Below are 18,606 nucleotides of genomic sequence, written 5' to 3' on the forward strand. Positions count from 1 at the left end.
CTCAGCCGTGGGGACGCAGGGTCCAGCGCACGGTCATCTCGCCGGTCACGGCGCCGTCCGCGCGCCGGATGGCCACCGTCACGGGGAACTCGGGCCGCCGGCCCGCGTCCAGCTCGGCCGTCACCTCGGCGGCCGGGCGGCCCAGCTCGGCGGTCGCGGTGACCGGCCCCTTGGCGACCTTCAGGAAGGAGATCTCGGCGTGCACCGGCAGGGGCACGGCGCGGTCCATCCGGTCCCCGAACGCTGCGAGCACGACCGCGCCGCTCGCGGACTCGGCCAGGGTGAACATGGCACCGGCGTGCGGACCGCCGAGGTGGTTGCGGTACTCGGGGAGGTCGGGCAGCCGCAGGACCGCGCGTTCGGGGCCGGTCTCCTCGTACACGAGGCCGAGGGTCCGCACCATCGGGACCAGGGACGTCAGGAGTTCACCCGGGCCGGGCCGCGTCGAATCCGCCATACCCGCACATTACCAGCGGGTAATAACACGGGGAAGGGCGCGGTTCGTCGCGAACCGGTAGCAATGCGGGCGCCGGCGGGCTCCGGGCGGGACCGCCCGCTTAAGGTCGCCTGCATGAGGCCTGGAGAGCAGCCAGCGGGGGGCGGGCCCGTCCCCTCGTGGCCCAACCCGTACCAGCAGCCCGGCTACCGGCAGCCCAACCCGTACGAGGGGCCGCCCTCCGCCGAAACGCCCGCGACCCCGTACGGCGGGACGTCCGCGTACCCGCCGGCCGCGCCCCCCGGACCGCCCGTGCCCGGTCTCGGCCCGGCGGGCGGCGGTGACGACGGCGGGGACGGCGGCGGCCGGGAGGGCGGCATCGGACGGGTGGCACTCGGCATCGTGACGGGCGTGGCCGTCCTGTCCGCCGCCGTCGTCGGGGGCGTCATCGTGCTGCGGGACGGCGGGGGCGGCACCCCCTCCGCCGGCGGCACGCCGTCCCCCGGGGAGACCCCCGGCACCGACGGGGAGACCTACTCCCCGGACGGCCCGGACGACCCGCGCCGGGGCATCCTCCGGATCCCCGACCCGGTCGTCGCGCCGGACTGGCAGGTCCAGACGAGCGAGAACCGGCACAACGCCTTCGATGTGCCGCCCGACGACTGGACCATCGGCCGCGAGGGCGTCTACGTCGGCTACGAGGACGACCGGCCCGGCGCCGAGGAGGCGGGCGATCCGCTCGTCGCCATGGCCGCCGTCGCGATCTACAAGGAAGGCTGGTGCGATGAGGCCGGCGGCGCCAGCGAACGCGCGATGGCAGGGAGCAAGGGCGGCCAGGGCGCGACCGGCACGGCCGAGGCCGCGCACAACGAGGCCGTGAACTGGGCGCGCGCCGCCTACGACCAGCGGGAGCTGGGCACCCTCGACGTCTCGGAGGCCGAACCGTTCGAGAGCGACCACGGCATCAGCGGCCATGTGGTGCGGGCCACCGTCACCGGCGTCCCCGAGGACCCGGACAACCCCGAGCCGTGCGGCGTGACGGACGGCAAGGTCGTGGCGTTCTCCTACCTCGACCTGGACAGCAACCTCGCCACCTGGGTCGTCGTCGCGGACGCCGGTGTGCCGGACGAACTCGACGACGCCACGATCGACCGCATGCTGCACAGCCTGCGGCCCTACCCGGTCGAGGAGGAGCAGGGCTGAGCGCCGGATCACGCCCGGGGCGTGCCGAAGGCTCCGGCCGGCGGCCGGGGGGACGGCACGGCCGTGTCGTCGGTGACGGGCCGCGCGTCCCCGGCCAGCCCGGCGAGCGCCGCGCCGTGGACGACGCGGGCGGGGAACGCGTCGGCGGCGGCCCGGCGGGCGAGGCCGGCCGGCGGCAGGGGATGCCGGGACGCGACGACGACCGCGTTGCCGAACCGGCGGCCGCGCAGCACGGCGGGCTCGGCGATCAGGCACACCTCGGGGAAGACGGCGCGGAGCGTCGCGAGCTGGGGCCGCAGGAAGGTGAACGGGGCGCCGTCCGCGATATTCGCCGCGTAGCAGCCGCCGGGGCGCAGGACACGGGCGGCGGCGCGTACGTACCCGAGCGTGGTGAGGTGGGCGGGGACGCGGGCGCCGCCGAACACGTCGGCGATCACCAGGTCGGCGCTGGCGGGGGCCGCCGCTGCCACGGCGTCACGCGCGTCCGCCGTCGTCACGGTGACCCCGCTGCCGGGCGGCAGCGGCAGGTGGCCGGTGACGAGGGCGGCGAGGGCGCCGTCGGCCTCGACGACGTGCTGGCGTGACCCGGGGCGGGTCGCCGCGGCGTACCGGGGCAGCGTGAGACCGCCGCCGCCGAGGTGCAGCAGGTCGAGAGGCAGGCCCGGCGGGGCGGCCGTGTCCAGGACATGGGCGAGGCGGCGGACGTACTCGAACTCCAGGTGCAGCGGATCGTCCAGATCGACATACGACTGCGGGGCACCGTCGACCGTGAGCAGCCAGGCGCGCGGCCGGTCGAGGTCGGGCAGCAGCCGGGCGGTGCCCAGGTCCACCTCCCGGACGACGGGGACGGGCTCGGGCGGCGGCACGTGCGGGGGCTCGGACACCGTCCCATTCTCCACGCGCGCCGTGCCGCCGCCCGGACGCCCGGTGGACCGGCCCGTGGTGCGAGGCACCCCACCGTCTGGCTTAGAGTGATCTCGCTCGACCCCCTCCCCGTAGCCGACCTCCCCCGGGATGCCGCAGAGTCCATGTCTTGGTTCGAATCGTTGATTCTCGGGCTCGTCCAGGGGCTGACGGAGTTCCTGCCGATCTCGTCCAGTGCCCACCTGCGGCTGACGGCCGTCGCGTTCGACTGGAAGGATCCGGGGGCGGCGTTCACCGCCGTGACCCAGATCGGTACCGAGGCGGCGGTGATCATCTACTTCCGCAAGGACATCGGGCGGATCATCTCCGCGTGGTTCCGTTCGCTCACCGACCGTTCGCTGCGCTCCGACCCCGACGCGCGGATGGGGTGGCTCGTCATCATCGGGTCGGTCCCGATCGGCGTCCTCGGCCTCACGCTGCAGGACGCGATCGAGGGACCCTTCCGCGACCTGCGGCTCATCGCGACGAACCTGATCGTGCTCGGCGTGATCCTCGCCGTCGCCGACCGCATGGCCATGCGGGACGCGACCGGCGGACGGCACCGGGCGGCGCGCGAGCGCAAGACCCTCGACCAGCTCAGCGTGCGGGACGGACTCGTCTACGGGCTGTGCCAGGCGCTGGCGCTGGTGCCTGGCGTCTCGCGCTCGGGGGCGACGATCACCGGCGGCCTGTTCCTCGGCTACCGGCGCGACGCGGCGGCGCGGTACGCGTTCCTGCTGGCCATCCCGGCGGTCGTGGCGTCCGGCGGATACGAGCTGGCGTCGATCGGCGAGGAGGGGTCCCACGTCTCGTGGGGACCGACGATCTTCGCGACGGTGATCGCCTTCGTCGTCGGGTACGCGATCATCGCGTGGTTCATGAAGTTCATCTCGACGCGCAGCTTCATGCCGTTCGTGTGGTACCGGATCGCCGTGGGCGCCCTGCTGCTGGTGCTGATCACCGTGGGCGCCGTCGACCCCGACGCGGGCGGCGACATCGGCACGGGCGACCACGTGACCTCGGAGACCGAGGGCTAACGTCCGCCCGGTCCGCCCTACCGGCCGGCGTCCTCCGCGGCGAGGACGACCCGCTCGCACAGCTCGTGGGTGCGCAGGGCGTCCTGCGCGTCGAGGGTGCGGCCGGTGCGGACGGCGTCGAGGAACACGGTCACGGCCTGCTCGATGCCGCGCTGCCGGGCGACCGGCACCCAGTCGCCGCGCCGCCGGACGCTGGGCTGCCCCTTGTGGTCGGTGATCTCCGCGAGGTCGCGGACCTCCCGCTTGGCGTCCGCGCCGGAGACCTCCAGGACCTCCTCGGCCGAGCCGGACAGGTGGTTCATGGCGCCGATCGCGGTGAAGCCGTCACCGGCGAGCTGGAGCACGGCGTGGTGCAGCAGCCCGTCACGGACGCGCGTGCTGATGGTCACGTCCTCGACGGTCCCGGGGGCGAGGAAGCGCAGCGTGTCCACGACGTGGATGAAGTCGTCGTAGACCATGCGCCGGGGGTCCTCCGGGAGACCGCGCCGGTGCTTCTGCAGGACGATGAGGTCCCGGGGATGGTCGAGGCAGTGCGTGTAGGCCGGGGCGTGACGGCGGTTGAAGCCGACGGCGAGGCTGGTCTCGCGGGCGTCCGCGAGGTCGGCGAGGCGCCGTGCGTCCGCGAGACGCGGGGCGAGCGGCTTGTCGACGTACGTGGGGATGCCGGCGGTGAGCAGCCGCGTCACGATCTCCGCGTGCGTGTCGGTGGGCGCGTGCACGAACGCCGCGTCGGGCCGCGCGGCGATGAGCCCGTCGAGTGTGGGGTGGCAGGCGTGGGCTGGCACCCGGTGGACGCGGGCCGCGCGCTCCAGGGTGGCCGGGGTGCGGGTGTGCAGGAGCGGTTCGACGCCGGGCTGGGTGGTGAGCACGGGCAGATAGGCCTTGTGGGCGATGTCGCCGAGCCCGATCACGCCGACCTTCAACACGTCATCCTCCGGGGTGGGCGCGGGAGCGCGGCCGTGGTGCGGAAGCATACGCGCGGTACCGCGCGCCGTGGGGGGCCGCCCCGGTGACCGTCCGGCGCCCGGGCCGGTCGGCGGCGGCCCGGGCGGGGAACTGCGGGGTCAGCGCCCGATGTCGGGGATGCGCCAGTCGATCGGCTCGTGCCCCTGGGCGGCGAGCGCGCCGTCGATCTGGCTGAAGGGCCGCGACCCGAAGAACTTCTTCGCCGACAGCGGCGAGGGGTGCGCCCCGGCCACGACCGCGTGCCGCTCGGTGTCGATGAGCTTCAGCTTCTTCTGCGCGTAGGCGCCCCACAGGACGAACACGGCCGGCTCGGGGCGCGCGGCGACGGCGCGGATCACGGCGTCGGTGAAACGCTCCCAGCCCTTGTTCTTGTGGGAGTTGGGCTCGCCGGAGCGCACGGTGAGGACCGCGTTGAGCAGGAGGACGCCCTGCTGCGCCCACGGCATGAGGTATCCGTTGTCGGGGACCGGGTGCCCCAGATCGGCCTGCATCTCCTTGTAGATGTTGCGCAGCGACGGGGGCGTACGGACGCCGGGGCGCACGGAGAAGCACAGGCCGTGCCCCTGACCCTCGCCGTGGTACGGGTCCTGGCCGAGGACCAGCACCTTGACCCGGTCGAACGGGGTGGCGTGCAGGGCGGCGAGGACCTCGTCGCGCGGCGGGAAGACCGGCCCGCGCGCCCGCTCCTCCTCGACGAACGCGGTCAGCTCCTTGAAGTAGGGCTGCTCCAACTCGCCGCCCACGGCCGCCCGCCAGGACTCGGGCAGCGGCGGCGCCCCCGCGCCCGCCGCTCCGGGAACCGCCTGCGGCACCACGCCCGAAACCACCTCTGTACCCACCGTGCATCCACCTTCGCCCTGGCCCGCGGGCCGTGTTCCGTTGACGGTCCCAACGTACCGGTCCCCACTGACACCGCGTCCGGCGCACGGTCCTGCGCACGCCCGGCGGGGATCAGTCGAGAGGACCGCCCGCCACGTACAGGACCTGTCCCGACACGAAACCGGCGTCGTCACCGGTGAGGTACGCGACGGCGCCCGCGACGTCCTCCGGCCGCCCCACGCGCCCGACCGGGATCGAAGCGGCGGCCGCCGTCTTGAAGTCCTCGAAGTCCATCCCGACCCGTGCCGCGGTCGCGGCCGTCATGTCCGTCTCGATGAAGCCGGGCGCGACGGCGTTCGCGGTGATGCCGAATCTCCCCAGCTCGACGGCGAGGGTCTTCGTGAAGCCCTGGAGACCGGCCTTGGCCGCCGCGTAGTTGGCCTGGCCGCGGTTGCCGAGGGCGGAGCTGGAGGAGAGGCTGACGATGCGCCCGAAGCCCGCGTCCACCATGTGCTTCTGGCAGGCCCGTGCCATGAGGAACGCGCCCCGCAGGTGCACGGCGATGACGGTGTCCCAGTCGTCCTCGCTCATGCGGAACAGCAGGTTGTCGCGGATGACGCCGGCGTTGTTGACGAGCACGACGGGCGGCCCGAGCTCCGCCGCCACGCGGTCCACGGCGGCGGTGACGGCCGCCGGGTCGGTGACGTCCGCGCCGAGGGCCAGCGCGGTGCCGCCGGCGGCGCGGATGCGGTCGGCGGTCCGTGCGCAGGCGTCCTCGGCCAGGTCCAGGACGGCGACCGCGCGCCCCTCGGCCGCCAGCCGGACAGCGGTCGCCGCGCCGATGCCCCGGGCCGCGCCGGTGACCAGGGCGACACGGGGCCGCCCCGCCCCTGCCTCGCCGCCGCCGGGGTGAGTGCCGGTACGCTCCGCCATGGGTGCCCCTCCTCCGCCCCGCGTCTACCCGCGGGTAACCACGGGTGACGCTAAAAGCCGGGCAGCCACGTGTCAACGTGGCCGGCGACGCCGCCGTGGGATCAGCGCACCAGGACGTGCAGGAGCCGGTCGAGGGATGCGGCCGGATCGTCCGTCAGGCCGGTGTGGACGGGACCCGGCTGGACGACCGTGCTGCGCGGCGCGACGAGCCAGCGGAAGCGCCGCCCGATCTCGTCCCCCGCCGCCGCCCCGGCCGGTGCGCCGCCCCGGCACACGGACTCGGCGGCGTGCAGCGCGGCGCGGACACCGGTGACGTCGGCCGCGGGGTCGAGCGCCCGCAGCCGTTCCTCGGCGAGGTGGGTCCGCGCGGCGAGGAAGGCGCGGCCCCTGCAGTACAGGAGCACGCCGGCGTTGATGAACTCGCCGCGCTCGACGCGCGGCACCACGCGCAGCACGGCGTACTCGAAGACGTCGTGCGCCGCGCTCACTTCGTGCCCCCGCGGGTCGGGTCGAGGCGCCCCGTGAGCCAGCCAGGCGCCCGGGAGGGGCGGTCGGGCGTGGGCGGGCCGATGGTGATCCGTTCGTGGATGCCGGCCGCGCGGGCGGTGAGGACGCGGACGTACGCGGCGCGCACGTCGTCGGGCGCGTCGAAGCCGGGCTCGTCGGCGAGCCAGGCGTCGGGCACGTCGGCCAGGGCGTCGGCGACCAGGTCCGGGGTGACGCGCGGCGCGAGGTCGGCGACGGCGCCGGCCAGGTCCGGACGGAACGGGGCCAGGACGTGGTCGGACGCGTCGTACGGCCGGGCGGCCGAGGCGTCCGCGGAGGGCCAGTTGTGGTGCCAGATGAGGGCGGCGCCGTGGTCGATCAGCCAGAGGTCGCCGTGCCAGACGAGGAGGTTCGGGTTGCGCCAGGACCGGTCGACGTTCGCGGTGAGGGCGTCGAACCACAGGACCCGGCCGGCCTCGGCGGGGCCGACCTCGTAGGCGAGGGGATCGAACCCGAGCGAGCCGGGGAGGTAGTCCATCCCGAGGTTCAGACCGCCGCTGGACTTGAGCAGCGCCTGCACCTCCTGGTCCGGTTCGGCGAGCCCGATGACCGGATCGAGCCAGATCCGGACCAGATCGGGCACACGCAGCCCGAGCCGCCGGGCGAGCCCGCCGCAGACGACCTCGGCGACCAGCGACTTCCGCCCCTGCCCCGCGCCGGTGAACTTCATGACGTAGGTCCCCAGATCATCGGCCTCGACGATCCCGGGCAGCGACCCGCCCTCCCGCAACGGCGTGACATAGCGGGTGGCGGCGACCTCAGTCAGCATTTCGCCAGGCTATCCGACTCCCCGGCCTTACATTCCACGACCGCCTCCCGGACAGTTTCTGGAGTGGGGTCTTCCGGGATCAGCCGTGGGGAGAATCTGGGGAGTTTGGTTCGGCATGCTGCTCTCCCCTCTCCCCAGCAGTCCGTTGATGGCCGTGCGACCCTTGCTCCCGGCCTCTGGCATGAAGTGTGCATAGTAACCGAGGGTGATCGCCGGTGAAGAGTGCCCCAGCCAGCGGGCCACGGTCACCACGGACTCCCCCGCCTCCAGCATGATCGAGGCGAAGGTGTGCCGCAGCACGTGGAAGCCGTCCTGCGGGGAAGCCTCCCACTGCCACTGCTTCGCCCCCTCGGCCTGGGGCTGGATGACACCGGCCTTGGCCAGCGCGGGCTTCCAGGTGTAGGTGTTCCATGTGTTCACCGCGATGGCGTTGCCGTAGCGGGTGGTGAGCAGCAGGGAGTGCTTTCTCCGTTGCGCGGCCTCCGGCTTCCCCCACGGCAACTCGGCTTCCCCCGGCGGGAACGCCTCGATGTGGCGCTCAAGCTCTTCGGCCACCATGGGAGGCATGTCGACAACGCGGGTCTTCTTGCCCTTGGGCAGGGTGAAGTACAGCCTTCCCTTGATCGCCTGGACCTGGCGTCGGACACGGAGCACGCCGCGTCCGTAGTCGATGTCCTCGGGGCTGAGCCCGAACACCTCGCCCTGCCGGAGCCCGCAGCCGAGCCCGAGCACGACGGCGATCCGGCTACGCGGACTGATGACGTCGCGGACGCGCAGCGCGGTCTCCAGCGGCCATGCCTCGCGGCGCTCCTTCTCGGCCCGCGGCCACCGCACGGACTTCGCGCGCATGGGGTTGGCGGTGAGTCGCTTGTCGTCCACGGCCGCCTCCAGGATGGAGGACAGCTCGGACAAGATGCCACGGCGGTAGTCGACCGAGACGACGACACCGTCCAGCCTCGCGATGTAGGCACGCAGATCGGCCGCCGTAATGCTCCTGAGCGGCAGATGACCCAGGTGCGGGACGATATGGAGGCGTGCTCGCCGCTCCTGGTTGTCCTGGGTCTTCGGGGCGCCCACCCGCCCCGGCGCCCAGTGCTGCGCGATGTAGTCGGCCAGGGTGATCGATCCGTCGCGCGGGTCGACGAGCTCGCCGCGCTCCTCGTCGGTGGCCGCCCGGCGCAGCCACGCCTTGGCATCCTCCAGCGTCGCGAACGAACGGTCCCGGACGCCGGGGATGCCGGCGACCTTGTACCGCTTCCCGGAACCGTAGCGCGCGGTCCGCTCGCGCTTGCCGGTGACGGGGTCCTTCTTCTTCTTGACCCAACGGTCTTCTATGTAGCCGGCCAGGGCCGTCTCCTCCTCGGGAGCGTTTGGTTGAGCGGGCAGGTGCGATGAGGCGGTGCGTCAGACGCTGCGGTGGTCGCGGTCGGGGCGCTGCTGCGGGGGTGTGCTGAGAGGACTCAGCTCGGAATTGGAGCGGGAGTCGGACCGCTCCTGTTCACGGACCCAGGCGTCGAGGGCGCTCCGCCGGTACATGACGCGCCCGCGGGGGCCCATCCGGAAGCTGGGTGGACCCTGGCGCCGGTGGCGCCAGACGTAGAGGGTGTGCGGGGACAGGCCGAGGTATTCGGCAGCTCCTTTGACGTTCAAGAAAAAGACAGCTTGCGACAGCGGAGCAGCGACAGGGGGAACGGAGGACCAAGCGGTGGGCATTCAGTACCTTCTGCTGGGAGCAGGGCAGTCACGCTTGGCGCGCATTCGAATATGGATCGGCGGGATAGTTCCCTCACTCAGGCAAAGGGTCGGAAACTCGAAGGGAAAGACGTGACTGCCAGGGACACATCAATGATCCGGAGAATCGCCGGTTTGGCCAAGCGGCGATCGTCGGCTATGTTGCGCCGCTTGCTCCGCAATGACGCGCGGGGCCATCCCCGAGTAGTTCTGCGGCGCGACTCCGAGAGCTGCGGCGGTGGCCGCCGAACGGACCTTCTTCGGGCTGCTCACGCAGGCCGATGACCGCGGCCGGTTTCGCGACCAGGCCGCAGTCATCGCCAGCCTGTTATGGTCACTGCGCCCCGACCACGGCCCCCTCGGCGTCGAGGGCGACCTCGCCCAACTGCGCGATGAGCTGTTCTGAATTCGGTGGAGACCTTGAAGCCTGGCTATGACGCCGGGGCGTAAGGAGAACCACCGCAGTGCCGGCACCACGCAAGTATCCCGATGAGTTCCGTGAGCGTGCGGTCCGTGAGGTCCGGGTGACCGGGTGACCGGGCGGCCGATCGCGCACGTCGCGAAGGATCTCGGGGTTCACTAGGAGGCCCTGCGGGGCTGGGTCCGCAAGGCCGAGGCGGACACCGGGGACCGCGATGACCGGCTCACGACAGCCGAACGCGAGGAGCTGAAACCCCTCCGGCACCTCGAGTTCGCTCAGCGTCTGCGAACGAGCGGTTTTCAGCCCTCACAGTGGCCGCCTGCAAAAACGGGCCTCACGCTTCTTCGGGTTGTTCCTTGCGTGCGGCTGCGTCGTCCAGGACCGACAGGACTGCGAGGCCGAGTGCTGTGTCGTCGGCTTCGTGGAGCGCGGGGTCGGGCATGGGTTCTGCGGTGTCGTCGTCCAGGGCGATGTGCAGTTCGTGGGAGAACCACCACCAGGAGCGGTCCAGGACGGCGAGGACGCGGCGGGCCGTGGCGCGCGTGGTGGCGGACGCGGGGCGGGCGGTCGCTCCGATGGCGATGCCGGCCGCCAGGACGGCCGCCGTACGGACCACCGTACGGCCGCGCCGCGAGGACGGGTCTCGTCTGGTCACAGATACACCGCCCCGACGTGTTCGAGCATGCGTGTCCACGCGCGGCCGTCGTCCCGCGCCATCCGGGTCGAGCGGGCGAAGAAGGCGATGAGCGGCAGAGCGTGGTCGATGATCCGCCTGACGTGTGGGGAGTACGGGCGTGGGGCACTGAAGCAGGCGGCGGTGTGGCAGGCCATGTCCATCAGGCAGCGCACGAGCAGGTGGCCGGCCCAGCGGCGGGTCGCCCCCTGGCCGCGGACCTGGCGCTCGCGGTCGTTGATGACGGCGTCGACGCCGTGCAGGATGCGTGAGCGTCTCATGTCGATCGGGTCCATGACCGCGGCGGTCAGCAGGGTCCGGGAGAGGAGCTGGGCAAGATCATCGTCGATGGGAGCCATGCGCAGCCTCGGGGACAGCAGTGTGGGCGTGTTCGGGGCGGGCCAGCGCACGTGCTCCACGCACAGGGAGCCGTGGCTGAGTTCTCGTCTCGCCGGAGGCCGGTAGCCACCGATCAGCGGCTCGACCGCACGGTGCAGTTGGTCGAGCAGCCCGCAGGACGGGCCGGTCGCGGTGTCCGAAGGCCGTGTGGCGAAGCGGGTCAGGAAGTCGGTGTGCAGGCCGGTGCCGGTCTGGATGCGCGTGATGTCCAGCGGGAGCGGGAGGTGACCGCACATGCGTGCCAGCAGGCCGGCTTCGGCCAGCGTGACGGCGAGCAGTTCGACTGTCCGCTCCGGCTCGGCCGTCAGGCGGGAGGCCAGGGAGGGTCCGGTCACCGCCCGGGTGAACAGCACATCGTCGACGAGGCAGGCGGACGGCACCCGGGGTTCGAGCGGAGAGAGCCAACGCAGGCAGGCCGCTTCCCGTCGAACGCCGGCGTCGTCCGTTCCCCGGGCGACCTTTGCGTACCACTCACCGTCCCCCGACACCATGACCCGCCGCACATGAGCGCCCAGGGACCCGAGGGGCGAGGACACCCGCACCTGGCCGCCCGGCCAGGCCACGGCGACGGCCCGCCGAACCCGCTCCTCCAGTTCCGTCGCGTCCCGTGTCCGCCCCGCCATCGCGGCGGCGCCGGCCGGTCCCCCGTTCCTGGCGAGGGCGAACGCCTCGGCCTGAGTGCGGCGGATGATCCCCCACGCGTCGAACTGCTTGGTCAGCCAGGTGTTGGACACACCCCACCGGATGCACAGCGAATGAAAACTTTCACCCGCCAGGTAGGCGGTGACCACCTCGGCCCGCGATGCCTCGACGGCAGCACGCCGGGCCGCACTCCCGGCCACAGGGCTGTTGACCATCACACTCACTCCGGTACACGTCATGTCGTCGGGGGCAGGGAGGCGAGGAAGGAGTCCACGGCGTGCTGCGGGTCGAACATCGCCCAGGAGCACGGCGGCGGGTGGCCCTCGTAGAGCACGCAGCACTCCTCGCCCGCACCGGGGCGCGGCGGGCAGTCGCGCAGTGGTTCCCACCGCAGGTCGAGGTCCAGCTCGGACCAGATCACCCACACCGCCTGGTCGGGCGATGCCGGCCACTCGGCCGCGTAGCCGGCGTGCTGGCGGCCGGGCGGATGGTCCGCGAGCGCGCACCGGACGATCCTGCTCCCTGCGCCGAGGGCGATGGCCAGGTACATCGGGAGCCGGACCTCGCGGCCGCACACGACGGGGCGCATCAGCCGCACTCCCCGCTGGCCCGTCCCCCGGCGGTGGCCGGCACGGCTCCACCACCGGGAGACGGGGGTATCTCGGCCGCCGACGGACGAGGCTTCGTCAGGCCGGTGATCAACCCCCACCACTGCCGCCCCAGCCCGGTGCGCGGCCGGCGGTGCAGCCCACCCGCCCGATACCGAACTCCCCGCGGCCGGCCCGCCTCCGGCGACGCGTACAGCCGCACCTCGGCACCCTGCTCATCGACCGGCAGGTGCGCTGCGGCCTCGGTGTAGTCCTCCACGGCCCCCTCCAGCACGTTCAGACACGGACCGCAGGCGTAGAGAGGAGCCTGCCGGGTTGGCGGAGACGTCATGACCGTGCCCACACACAGCACGAGCCTCGTCTCACCGCAGTAGAACCAGCACGCCCCAATCACCCACGAGACGCCCATCCCCTCCACGGTGCCCGTGCCGGTCACCGGTCCTCCTCCTCGGCGAGGACCCGCACGAGCCAGAGGAAGAGGCCCACCCACGCGACGAACAGACCGACCGCGGCGACCAACCCGACCGCCAGCACCCGCCCCACCACCACACCGGCCGGCATCACACCACCGCCTCAGCGGCCTCGGGGACGAGCGGCACGACGAACCACACCGTCTTCCCACCCCGCGCGACCGGCCGGCACCCGAAGTCCTGACACATCTCCCGCAACAGCCACAACCCACGCCCGCAGTCCGAGTCCCAGTCCGGCTCCCGCACAACCGGCAACACCGGCGACCGATCCCGCACCGCAACCCCGACCTGGCCGTCACGCCGCGCCACCCGCAACCGGCACCACGGATCACCCGCGTGCCGCGCCACGTTCGTCAGCAACTCCGAGACCCCCAGGCGCGCCACCTCAATCGCATCCGGCGACGCGTCCCAGTCCCCCAACACCAACGACACCGTCCGCCGCCACGTCTCCACCTGCCGAAAAGCAGCCAGCAGATCCCAAGCGAAAACATGCCGCTCGGCGATCTGCACCGGGACCGTCATGACACCTCCTGAACTGCCGGCACGCCCTCGTCGGTCAGCAACCGGAGTCCGCGAGGGCGTGGGCATGGCGACCGCTTGTTGCCGTTGGGGATCGGCCGAACGCATGCCTCACAGTCGTGTGACCTTGAGGTGCGTTCACGCAATCGACGATGCATGCTCGGCATTCCAGCTCGCAACCTTGTCGGTTATATTCGCCACAGTTGGCGCACCAGACCAGGGACTTGTGCACCGCAAGGGCGTCAACATGCACCTGCGACTTCTCACAGACACCGAGAGGGTGTGAACTGTCACCATGCCGAATGTTCGGGCTGTCCCGACTCTCCGCAGACGCCGCCTCGGCGACGCGCTTCGCAAGCACAGGAACGCAGCAGGCAAGAGCCTCGAGGTGGCGGCCAGGGCGATGGGGTGGGACGAGTCCAAGCTCTCCCGGATTGAGAACGCCAAGGCTCGGCTGCGCTGGCAGGATGTCGGTCCGCTGCTGAAGCAGTACGGCGTGGATGACCCGGACGTCGTGTCAGCCCTCGAAGGACTGGCCAAGGACGCGGGCCACCAGGGCTGGTGGCAGGCATACGGCGCTGTGGTGGATCTCAGCTACCGGGACTACATCACGCTGGAGACCGACGCGGAGAGCATCCACATCTACTCCCCCGGGCTGATCCCCGGTCTGCTGCAGACCGGCGCATATGCCCGTGAGATCATCGCAGCGATGTCGGCAACGCGAACGCCGGAGGAGGTTGCAGCTCTCGCGGAAGTACGCAAGGCCCGCCAGGCCATCCTCACGGCCAGACAGGGCGGCCCTCTCAGGCTATGGGCGGTCATCCACGAAGCCAGCCTGCACCAGCGCTTCGCTTCTCAGCCGACGCTGATGCGAGACCAGCTCCGCCACCTGCTCGACATGGCCACCTTGCCGAACGTGACCATCCAGATAATGCCAGTCGCAGCCAGCCCACACCCGGGCATGTTGGGGCTGTTCGAGGTCGTGCGCTTCCCGCACCCATCCCCCACCATCATCAACATCGAGAACATCAGGGGCGGGAATTTCGTCGAGGGCACTGACGACGTCAAAGTGTTCGAGGCCGCTTTTGAACGGGTCGTTGCCGCAGCACTCTCTGTCGACGATTCCCGCGCGAGGATTCTGAAAATCATGGAAAGGACCGGGCCGTGAACCCGAACACGAAGGATGATCTGTACGCCATCGACCTGAGCAGTGCCACATGGCGCAAATCACCGCTCAGCAACGGGCCTGAACAGTGCGTGGAGATTACCGATCTCCCGGGAGGCGGAATCGCCATCCGTGATTCCAAGAACCCGGAACGCGAAGCGCTGCGCTACACCGCCGACGAATGGCACGCATTCAAGACCGGCCTTGCCGAGGGATTGCTCTGACAGGCACCCCGGTCATCGACCGTACTGACAGTTGCGAGTAGTTCCGCCCGCGAGGGGGGCGACTACTCGCATCTGTCCATGCCTCATCTCCGACCGACGCCGCCCCACGGCCGGCCGGCCGCGAGGACGCCAGATGTGGTGGATGATCCGTGCGCCCGGGGCAGTTCGTGGCCAGCGCCTCAGCGCATGGTCGTGAAGACCAGGGCGGCCGCCAGGGCGCCGAGCGCGGCGCCGGCGACGACCTGGGCGGGTGTGTGGTCGCGCAGGGTTATGCGGGACCAGCCGACGAGGGCGACGCCGAACACGGAGAGGGCCGCCCAGGGGCCGAGGGCGATCGTCAGGACAACGGCTACGCCGCCGGCCACGGCCGTGTGGATGGAGACCTTCCAGCATGTGGTGACCAGGAGGGTCAGCACGAGGCCGGTCAGCATCGCCGTGACGAGGGCGAGCAGTTCCTTCGGCGCTCCGAGAAAAACCAGGAAGGCGATGCCGACGAGGACGGAAAGCATCGCTGCGAGCAGCGGAATCGTGCGCTGCCGGCGTATGCGCACGTGCCGGTCGGTCCATTTCCCTCTGCGTATTCCCAGCAGTATGAAGGTATAGGGAAGCCCGGCGCAGAAGAGTGCCGCGAACAGTCCCCATCCGGTGCCGCTGAGGTTTTGATCGGCATGCCAGCCGATGACCAGCAGTACCAGAGCGACGAGGTATACCGGTGAGAGCGTGTCCGTCACGAGACGGGCAGTACGGTTCTCGCTCACTCTGCCGTCTCCTTCAGCAGGCTGGTGCGGTAGTTTTCCGCGAACGCATGGGTGTGGTGATCGTCGTATGCGGCGGCAAGATTCCTGAGCGTCCGGATTTCACTGGAGAGGTCTCCGCCCCCGCCCGTGAGCGAGGAAATCCGGTCGGATGCATCGCAGGGCGGGTCCCCCCGCAGCTTCGACGCTCTTGCCACTCGGATCCAGCAAGCGTCTGTCACGGCACGGGCCTCTTCGCCGCTGAGGCCGCATGACTCCGCATGGACGTGCGCTTCCTGGCGCAGCGGCCCGGGCGCGTGCGCTCCGAGTACGAGGATAGCGTCGCGCAGCTCGATGGCGCGGCGGTAGAGACGACTGCGAGCTTTCGACAATGAGATCGTTTCAACGAGTCGGCCACGTGGTGTCTCCAGCCTCACCGTAGGAACAGCGTCTGTAAGTTCTCTCCACAAGGAGTAAAGACGGAGAAGATCTCTATAATCCCTCGCCCATCGAACAAGCCGCGCGAAGGCGGGAAACGTGCTTCCCAGGAGAACGAAGAAGAGCGAGGCGATCAGGAGCGCCCCACTGATGCGTTCTTCGGGGTCAGCGATGACCGGGTCGAGCTCGAAGTAGCGTAGCGTTATGGAGGTGATGTCGAACGCGCAGTAGATGATGCCGAAAACTGTTCCGACACCGGCATAACGCAGTCCACGTCCGAGGAATGTCCTCCGGGGCACCTTCCTGTATCGCCAGCACAGACGCGTCGCGCCGCAGAGCGCGATCCCCAGGTATCCGGTCCATATCAGGCCGTAGAGGGCGATACGCCAGTCGTCGGCGTAGTCCGTGACGAGGTCCTCGGCCTCGCCGTGCTGCGGGGTGGCGAAGAACAGCGCGATCAGGGCGAGCGCCGAACCCATGGTGACGCCGGTGCGCCACCATACCCGGCCGCGTGTCCGCGGTTCGGGGTCGGCCATCTCCCGCACGAAGGAGGCCAGGGCGGCTGCCGCGGAGATTGCGCACAGGTGCTTGATGAGGAATGACAGGTTCGGGATGTCGAGCCGATCGTCCAGCGTGGTGGCGATATCAGTGGGGCGGATGGTCATGGCACAGGCGAGCATGAGAAAGGCGACCCACAGGGCTCGTTTCGCAGTGGATTCCCGGGCGGACAGGGCTCGCCACAGTGTCACTGCCCACAGGAGCGCCGTGGCGCCGATCGACAAGGTCATGAGTCGCTGAGGGCATCGTCGATGCGCTGGAGATCTCGGCCAGGGCCGTCTTTCTTCGCCGCGGCGTTCTCGATCTTGGCCGCGATGAGGCCGGCGAGGCGTTCGGCGGCTTGCTCGTCGCTGTTCGTGTAGCTGACCCGGTTGAGGAGGCTGGTCACTGTGGCCGGGTCGATGTCCGGGAAGAGTTGCGCGTTCCCGGCGCCAGCGCCGTCGATGATCGAGCTGTGCCCGAGAAGCATGTGACTGATCTCGTGCAGAACGATGTGGTCGCGGTGGAGCGGGCTTGTGGCCGCCTCATGGAAAACGTGGTCGCTGGTTTCCGTGGCGATCCACACTCCGCACAGAGCGTCTGCGCCCGTTATACCGGGCACGCTGTGCAGGTGGAGCGGACGGCCACGTCGTGCGGCTATACGGTCGCAGAAAACCTGCATATCGAAAGGCTCAGGGATATCGATCGAGGGGAGGAGTCTTTCGAAAGAATCCCTGACGCGCTGCTCGCCTCGCGGGCGGTCGCGTCGATTGCGCAGGTTCAACTGGCTCACTCCGCAATGGTGCTTATGCGGTACGCGTTCTTCACGCGCCGTCTTCCGGTGGGGGTCCAGGCACCTTACGACACGAGAAATCTCTCGGGAAGGTCCGCAATAAGCGCCCCCTGGATCACCCTGCGTGTTCCCGCTTCGGATTGACGGTCAGCATTGCAACCGCAAGGAGAGCGGGAGAGAACCGAGTTGGGTCAGAGGTACGTCCGCGTCGGCCCACTCGCACACGGGCAGGTCACAGGCGGAGTGTGGCCTACGTCGCACCGCTGTCTTCCGGCCGCCCTTCCGGTGGATCTTCGTCCGGGAGCCCTTCGAGGGTCCGTGCGCGTTCGATGAACCCCTGGATGGTGCGCAGCGTCTCCGGGGAGAGGCCCTGTGCCCGCAGGGCGACGGACCGGACCTGGCTGTCCCGCATGGCGGCGAGCGTCGCCAGCTCCTCGGCGATGCGCCGCGAGCTTTCCGAGTCGAAGAAGTACGCGGGTGGGACGCCGAAGAAGTCCCCGAGCGCCTGCAGGTGCTTCATGGTCGGGTTGTCCTTCTGGCCTTTGCGCAGGAGCCAGATGTAGCTGGCGGAGATGGTGGGGCCGCCGCGTTCCCTGATACCCGTGGCCACTTCCTCGTGCGTGTACGGCCCACGGTGCTTGGGGTGCACAGTCTCGAAGAGATAGTCGATCTTCTGCGCGAGGGTCCGCAGCTCGGTCGGCACGCCTCCATCCATCAACGGCCCACCTTCCCTGCACGCCACTTCGCCATCAACTCACGAGGGACGATACACGCCCGGCAGCAAGTTGCCCATCCACACCAGTTGACAGGGCGGCTCTTCGCCGGTCTATGGTGATCGAACTTCGGTCAACCAGTATGGATGGACCGGTCAAAGCCGCAGGTCAGGGAGTTCGATGAGTTCACGGCCAATCCACCAGATGCGTTCCGTCGGAATCCGTGGGCGAGGTCGCCGACCGGACTGCTGATGCGATGACACTGCCGCCGTGGGGACTTGTGCGGAGCCTTTGAGCCAGGTCTGGATCTTCGGACGGGCAGCGTCTTATGTTCGGTGTCGCCCGCCGGGCCGACCGCTCGGCCGAGCCGAAGGAGCGCAGCGAACGGCGGTAGCCGTACAGCACGCGCCGGCGCCTGGGAGCAGCCACTCCCAGACGCCGAACGCCATGTGGGACTCCGGCCCCAGCCAGGGCTGAAGCCCCATCCACGAAGACCGCGCCGACCCTGCCGAGGGCGTACCGGCGCGGCCGTACTACAGAGGAGAGTGTCGCATGTCGACCACCTCGTGCAAGGCGTCGACCACCGTGGCCAGCGTGACAGCCGGCCCTCCGTCCGATCCTCACGGACGCCGGATACATGCCGCCGAGCCCCGGTCTCGTCGCCGAGGTGATGTCTGAATGGCCCGGATACGGACCATCAAGCCGGAGGCCTTCGAATCGGAGGATCTGGCTTCGGTGAGCATCACCGCCGAGCGCACCTTTTACGGCCTGCTGACGCAGGCGGACGACGCTGGACGGTTCCGCGACATGCCCGCGGTGATCGCGGGGCGCCTGTGGGCACTGCGTCCCGAACACACCGCCGCGCACGTCGCCCAGGATCTGGAGGAACTGGCCGCTGCCGGGCTCATCTGCCGCTACACCGGGTGC

23 protein-coding genes are annotated in these 18,606 nt (G+C 70.5%); 5 read left to right on the forward strand and 18 right to left on the reverse strand.

Annotated elements, in window-relative coordinates:
* Position 1 precedes the first annotated feature (1 nt).
* Positions 2-457, reverse strand: a complete 456-nt coding sequence (locus EMA09_RS01055) for a DUF4442 domain-containing protein (protein WP_129837976.1) — start codon at positions 455-457, stop codon at positions 2-4.
* A gap of 114 nt (positions 458-571) precedes the next feature.
* On the opposite strand from EMA09_RS01055, the gene EMA09_RS01060 reads away from it, so the two are divergent.
* Complete coding sequence (locus tag EMA09_RS01060; protein WP_129837978.1) at positions 572-1,639, forward strand: hypothetical protein; 1,068 nt, start codon at positions 572-574, stop codon at positions 1,637-1,639.
* 8 nt (positions 1,640-1,647) lie between these two features.
* On the opposite strand, the gene EMA09_RS01065 is transcribed toward EMA09_RS01060, so the two are convergent.
* Positions 1,648-2,523 carry a fused MFS/spermidine synthase gene (locus tag EMA09_RS01065; RefSeq protein ID WP_240796166.1) on the reverse strand — a complete coding sequence of 292 codons (876 nt, stop codon included), beginning with the start codon at positions 2,521-2,523 and terminating at the stop codon, positions 1,648-1,650.
* Positions 2,524-2,667: 144 nt separating this feature from the next.
* Here EMA09_RS01065 and EMA09_RS01070 point away from each other — a divergent pair, with 144 nt between their 5' ends.
* Positions 2,668-3,579 carry an undecaprenyl-diphosphate phosphatase gene (locus EMA09_RS01070; RefSeq protein ID WP_129837980.1) on the forward strand — a complete coding sequence of 304 codons (912 nt, stop codon included), beginning with the start codon at positions 2,668-2,670 and terminating at the stop codon, positions 3,577-3,579.
* 17 nt (positions 3,580-3,596) lie between these two features.
* Here EMA09_RS01070 and EMA09_RS01075 read toward each other — a convergent pair whose 3' ends face one another.
* From EMA09_RS01075 to EMA09_RS01105, 7 genes are all read right to left on the reverse strand, one after another.
* Entirely contained in the window at positions 3,597-4,502 is a 906-nt protein-coding gene (locus EMA09_RS01075) for a Gfo/Idh/MocA family oxidoreductase (RefSeq protein WP_129837982.1), read from the reverse strand.
* A 141-nt stretch (positions 4,503-4,643) separates the two neighbouring features.
* The gene (gene ung / locus EMA09_RS01080; protein ID WP_129843766.1) at positions 4,644-5,312 is read right to left on the reverse strand and encodes a uracil-DNA glycosylase; all 669 of its coding nucleotides are present in this window, start codon (positions 5,310-5,312) and stop codon (positions 4,644-4,646) included.
* A 184-nt stretch (positions 5,313-5,496) separates the two neighbouring features.
* Positions 5,497-6,297, reverse strand: a complete 801-nt coding sequence (fabG, locus tag EMA09_RS01085) for a 3-oxoacyl-ACP reductase FabG (protein ID WP_129837984.1) — start codon at positions 6,295-6,297, stop codon at positions 5,497-5,499.
* A 101-nt stretch (positions 6,298-6,398) separates the two neighbouring features.
* The gene (locus EMA09_RS01090; protein ID WP_129837986.1) at positions 6,399-6,785 is read right to left on the reverse strand and encodes a DUF3037 domain-containing protein; all 387 of its coding nucleotides are present in this window, start codon (positions 6,783-6,785) and stop codon (positions 6,399-6,401) included.
* A complete protein-coding gene (locus EMA09_RS01095; protein WP_129837988.1) occupies positions 6,782-7,612 on the reverse strand; it encodes a HipA family kinase in 831 nt (276 codons plus the stop codon). Before EMA09_RS01095 ends, EMA09_RS01090 begins: the two co-directional genes overlap by 4 nt.
* A 27-nt stretch (positions 7,613-7,639) precedes the next feature.
* Positions 7,640-8,689, reverse strand: coding sequence for a site-specific integrase (locus EMA09_RS01100; RefSeq protein ID WP_240796167.1), 1,050 nt, complete (start codon positions 8,687-8,689; stop codon positions 7,640-7,642).
* 327 nt (positions 8,690-9,016) lie between these two features.
* A complete protein-coding gene (locus EMA09_RS01105) occupies positions 9,017-9,262 on the reverse strand; it encodes a helix-turn-helix domain-containing protein (RefSeq protein WP_240796168.1) in 246 nt (81 codons plus the stop codon).
* Positions 9,263-9,581: 319 nt separating this feature from the next.
* Between EMA09_RS01105 and EMA09_RS28145 the strand changes: the two genes are divergently transcribed.
* Positions 9,582-9,749: a hypothetical protein gene (locus EMA09_RS28145; protein WP_168220617.1), complete on the forward strand. Its 168-nt coding sequence runs from the start codon at positions 9,582-9,584 to the stop codon at positions 9,747-9,749.
* Between the two features lie 349 nt (positions 9,750-10,098).
* Here EMA09_RS28145 and EMA09_RS01115 read toward each other — a convergent pair whose 3' ends face one another.
* From EMA09_RS01115 to EMA09_RS01130, 5 genes are all read right to left on the reverse strand, one after another.
* Positions 10,099-10,419, reverse strand: a complete 321-nt coding sequence (locus EMA09_RS01115) for a hypothetical protein (RefSeq protein ID WP_129837994.1) — start codon at positions 10,417-10,419, stop codon at positions 10,099-10,101.
* Positions 10,416-11,693, reverse strand: a complete 1,278-nt coding sequence (locus EMA09_RS01120; RefSeq protein WP_129837996.1) for a hypothetical protein — start codon at positions 11,691-11,693, stop codon at positions 10,416-10,418. Before EMA09_RS01120 ends, EMA09_RS01115 begins: the two co-directional genes overlap by 4 nt.
* 20 nt (positions 11,694-11,713) lie before the next feature.
* A complete protein-coding gene (locus tag EMA09_RS01125; RefSeq protein WP_129837998.1) occupies positions 11,714-12,067 on the reverse strand; it encodes a hypothetical protein in 354 nt (117 codons plus the stop codon).
* A 451-nt stretch (positions 12,068-12,518) separates the two neighbouring features.
* The gene (locus tag EMA09_RS29225; RefSeq protein ID WP_276324150.1) at positions 12,519-12,647 is read right to left on the reverse strand and encodes a hypothetical protein; all 129 of its coding nucleotides are present in this window, start codon (positions 12,645-12,647) and stop codon (positions 12,519-12,521) included.
* A complete protein-coding gene (locus EMA09_RS01130; RefSeq protein WP_129838000.1) occupies positions 12,647-13,078 on the reverse strand; it encodes an ATP-binding protein in 432 nt (143 codons plus the stop codon). Before EMA09_RS01130 ends, EMA09_RS29225 begins: the two co-directional genes overlap by 1 nt.
* Before the next feature lie 292 nt (positions 13,079-13,370).
* On the opposite strand from EMA09_RS01130, the gene EMA09_RS01135 reads away from it, so the two are divergent.
* Together EMA09_RS01135 and EMA09_RS01140 are read left to right on the forward strand one after the other, a co-directional pair.
* Positions 13,371-14,243, forward strand: coding sequence for a helix-turn-helix transcriptional regulator (locus EMA09_RS01135; RefSeq protein ID WP_129838002.1), 873 nt, complete (start codon positions 13,371-13,373; stop codon positions 14,241-14,243).
* Positions 14,240-14,464, forward strand: coding sequence for a DUF397 domain-containing protein (locus EMA09_RS01140; RefSeq protein ID WP_129838004.1), 225 nt, complete (start codon positions 14,240-14,242; stop codon positions 14,462-14,464). The genes EMA09_RS01135 and EMA09_RS01140 overlap by 4 nt, the downstream gene beginning before the upstream one ends.
* Before the next feature lie 179 nt (positions 14,465-14,643).
* Here the strand turns inward: EMA09_RS01140 and EMA09_RS01145 are convergent, their stop codons facing one another.
* The 4 genes from EMA09_RS01145 to EMA09_RS01160 all read right to left on the reverse strand — a co-directional run bounded on the left by EMA09_RS01145 (position 14,644) and on the right by EMA09_RS01160 (position 17,681).
* A complete protein-coding gene (locus EMA09_RS01145) occupies positions 14,644-15,222 on the reverse strand; it encodes a phosphatase PAP2 family protein (RefSeq protein ID WP_129838006.1) in 579 nt (192 codons plus the stop codon).
* Positions 15,219-16,424, reverse strand: coding sequence for an MAB_1171c family putative transporter (locus EMA09_RS01150; RefSeq protein ID WP_129838008.1), 1,206 nt, complete (start codon positions 16,422-16,424; stop codon positions 15,219-15,221). Before EMA09_RS01150 ends, EMA09_RS01145 begins: the two co-directional genes overlap by 4 nt.
* Complete coding sequence (locus EMA09_RS01155) at positions 16,421-16,966, reverse strand: hypothetical protein (RefSeq protein ID WP_129838010.1); 546 nt, start codon at positions 16,964-16,966, stop codon at positions 16,421-16,423. The genes EMA09_RS01150 and EMA09_RS01155 overlap by 4 nt, the downstream gene beginning before the upstream one ends.
* Positions 16,967-17,216: 250 nt before the next feature.
* A complete protein-coding gene (locus EMA09_RS01160; RefSeq protein WP_129838012.1) occupies positions 17,217-17,681 on the reverse strand; it encodes a helix-turn-helix domain-containing protein in 465 nt (154 codons plus the stop codon).
* Positions 17,682-18,606: the final 925 nt, after the last annotated feature.

It is taken from the genome of Streptomyces sp. RFCAC02, assembly GCF_004193175.1.
In the GTDB taxonomy this organism is placed as follows: domain Bacteria; phylum Actinomycetota; class Actinomycetes; order Streptomycetales; family Streptomycetaceae; genus Streptomyces.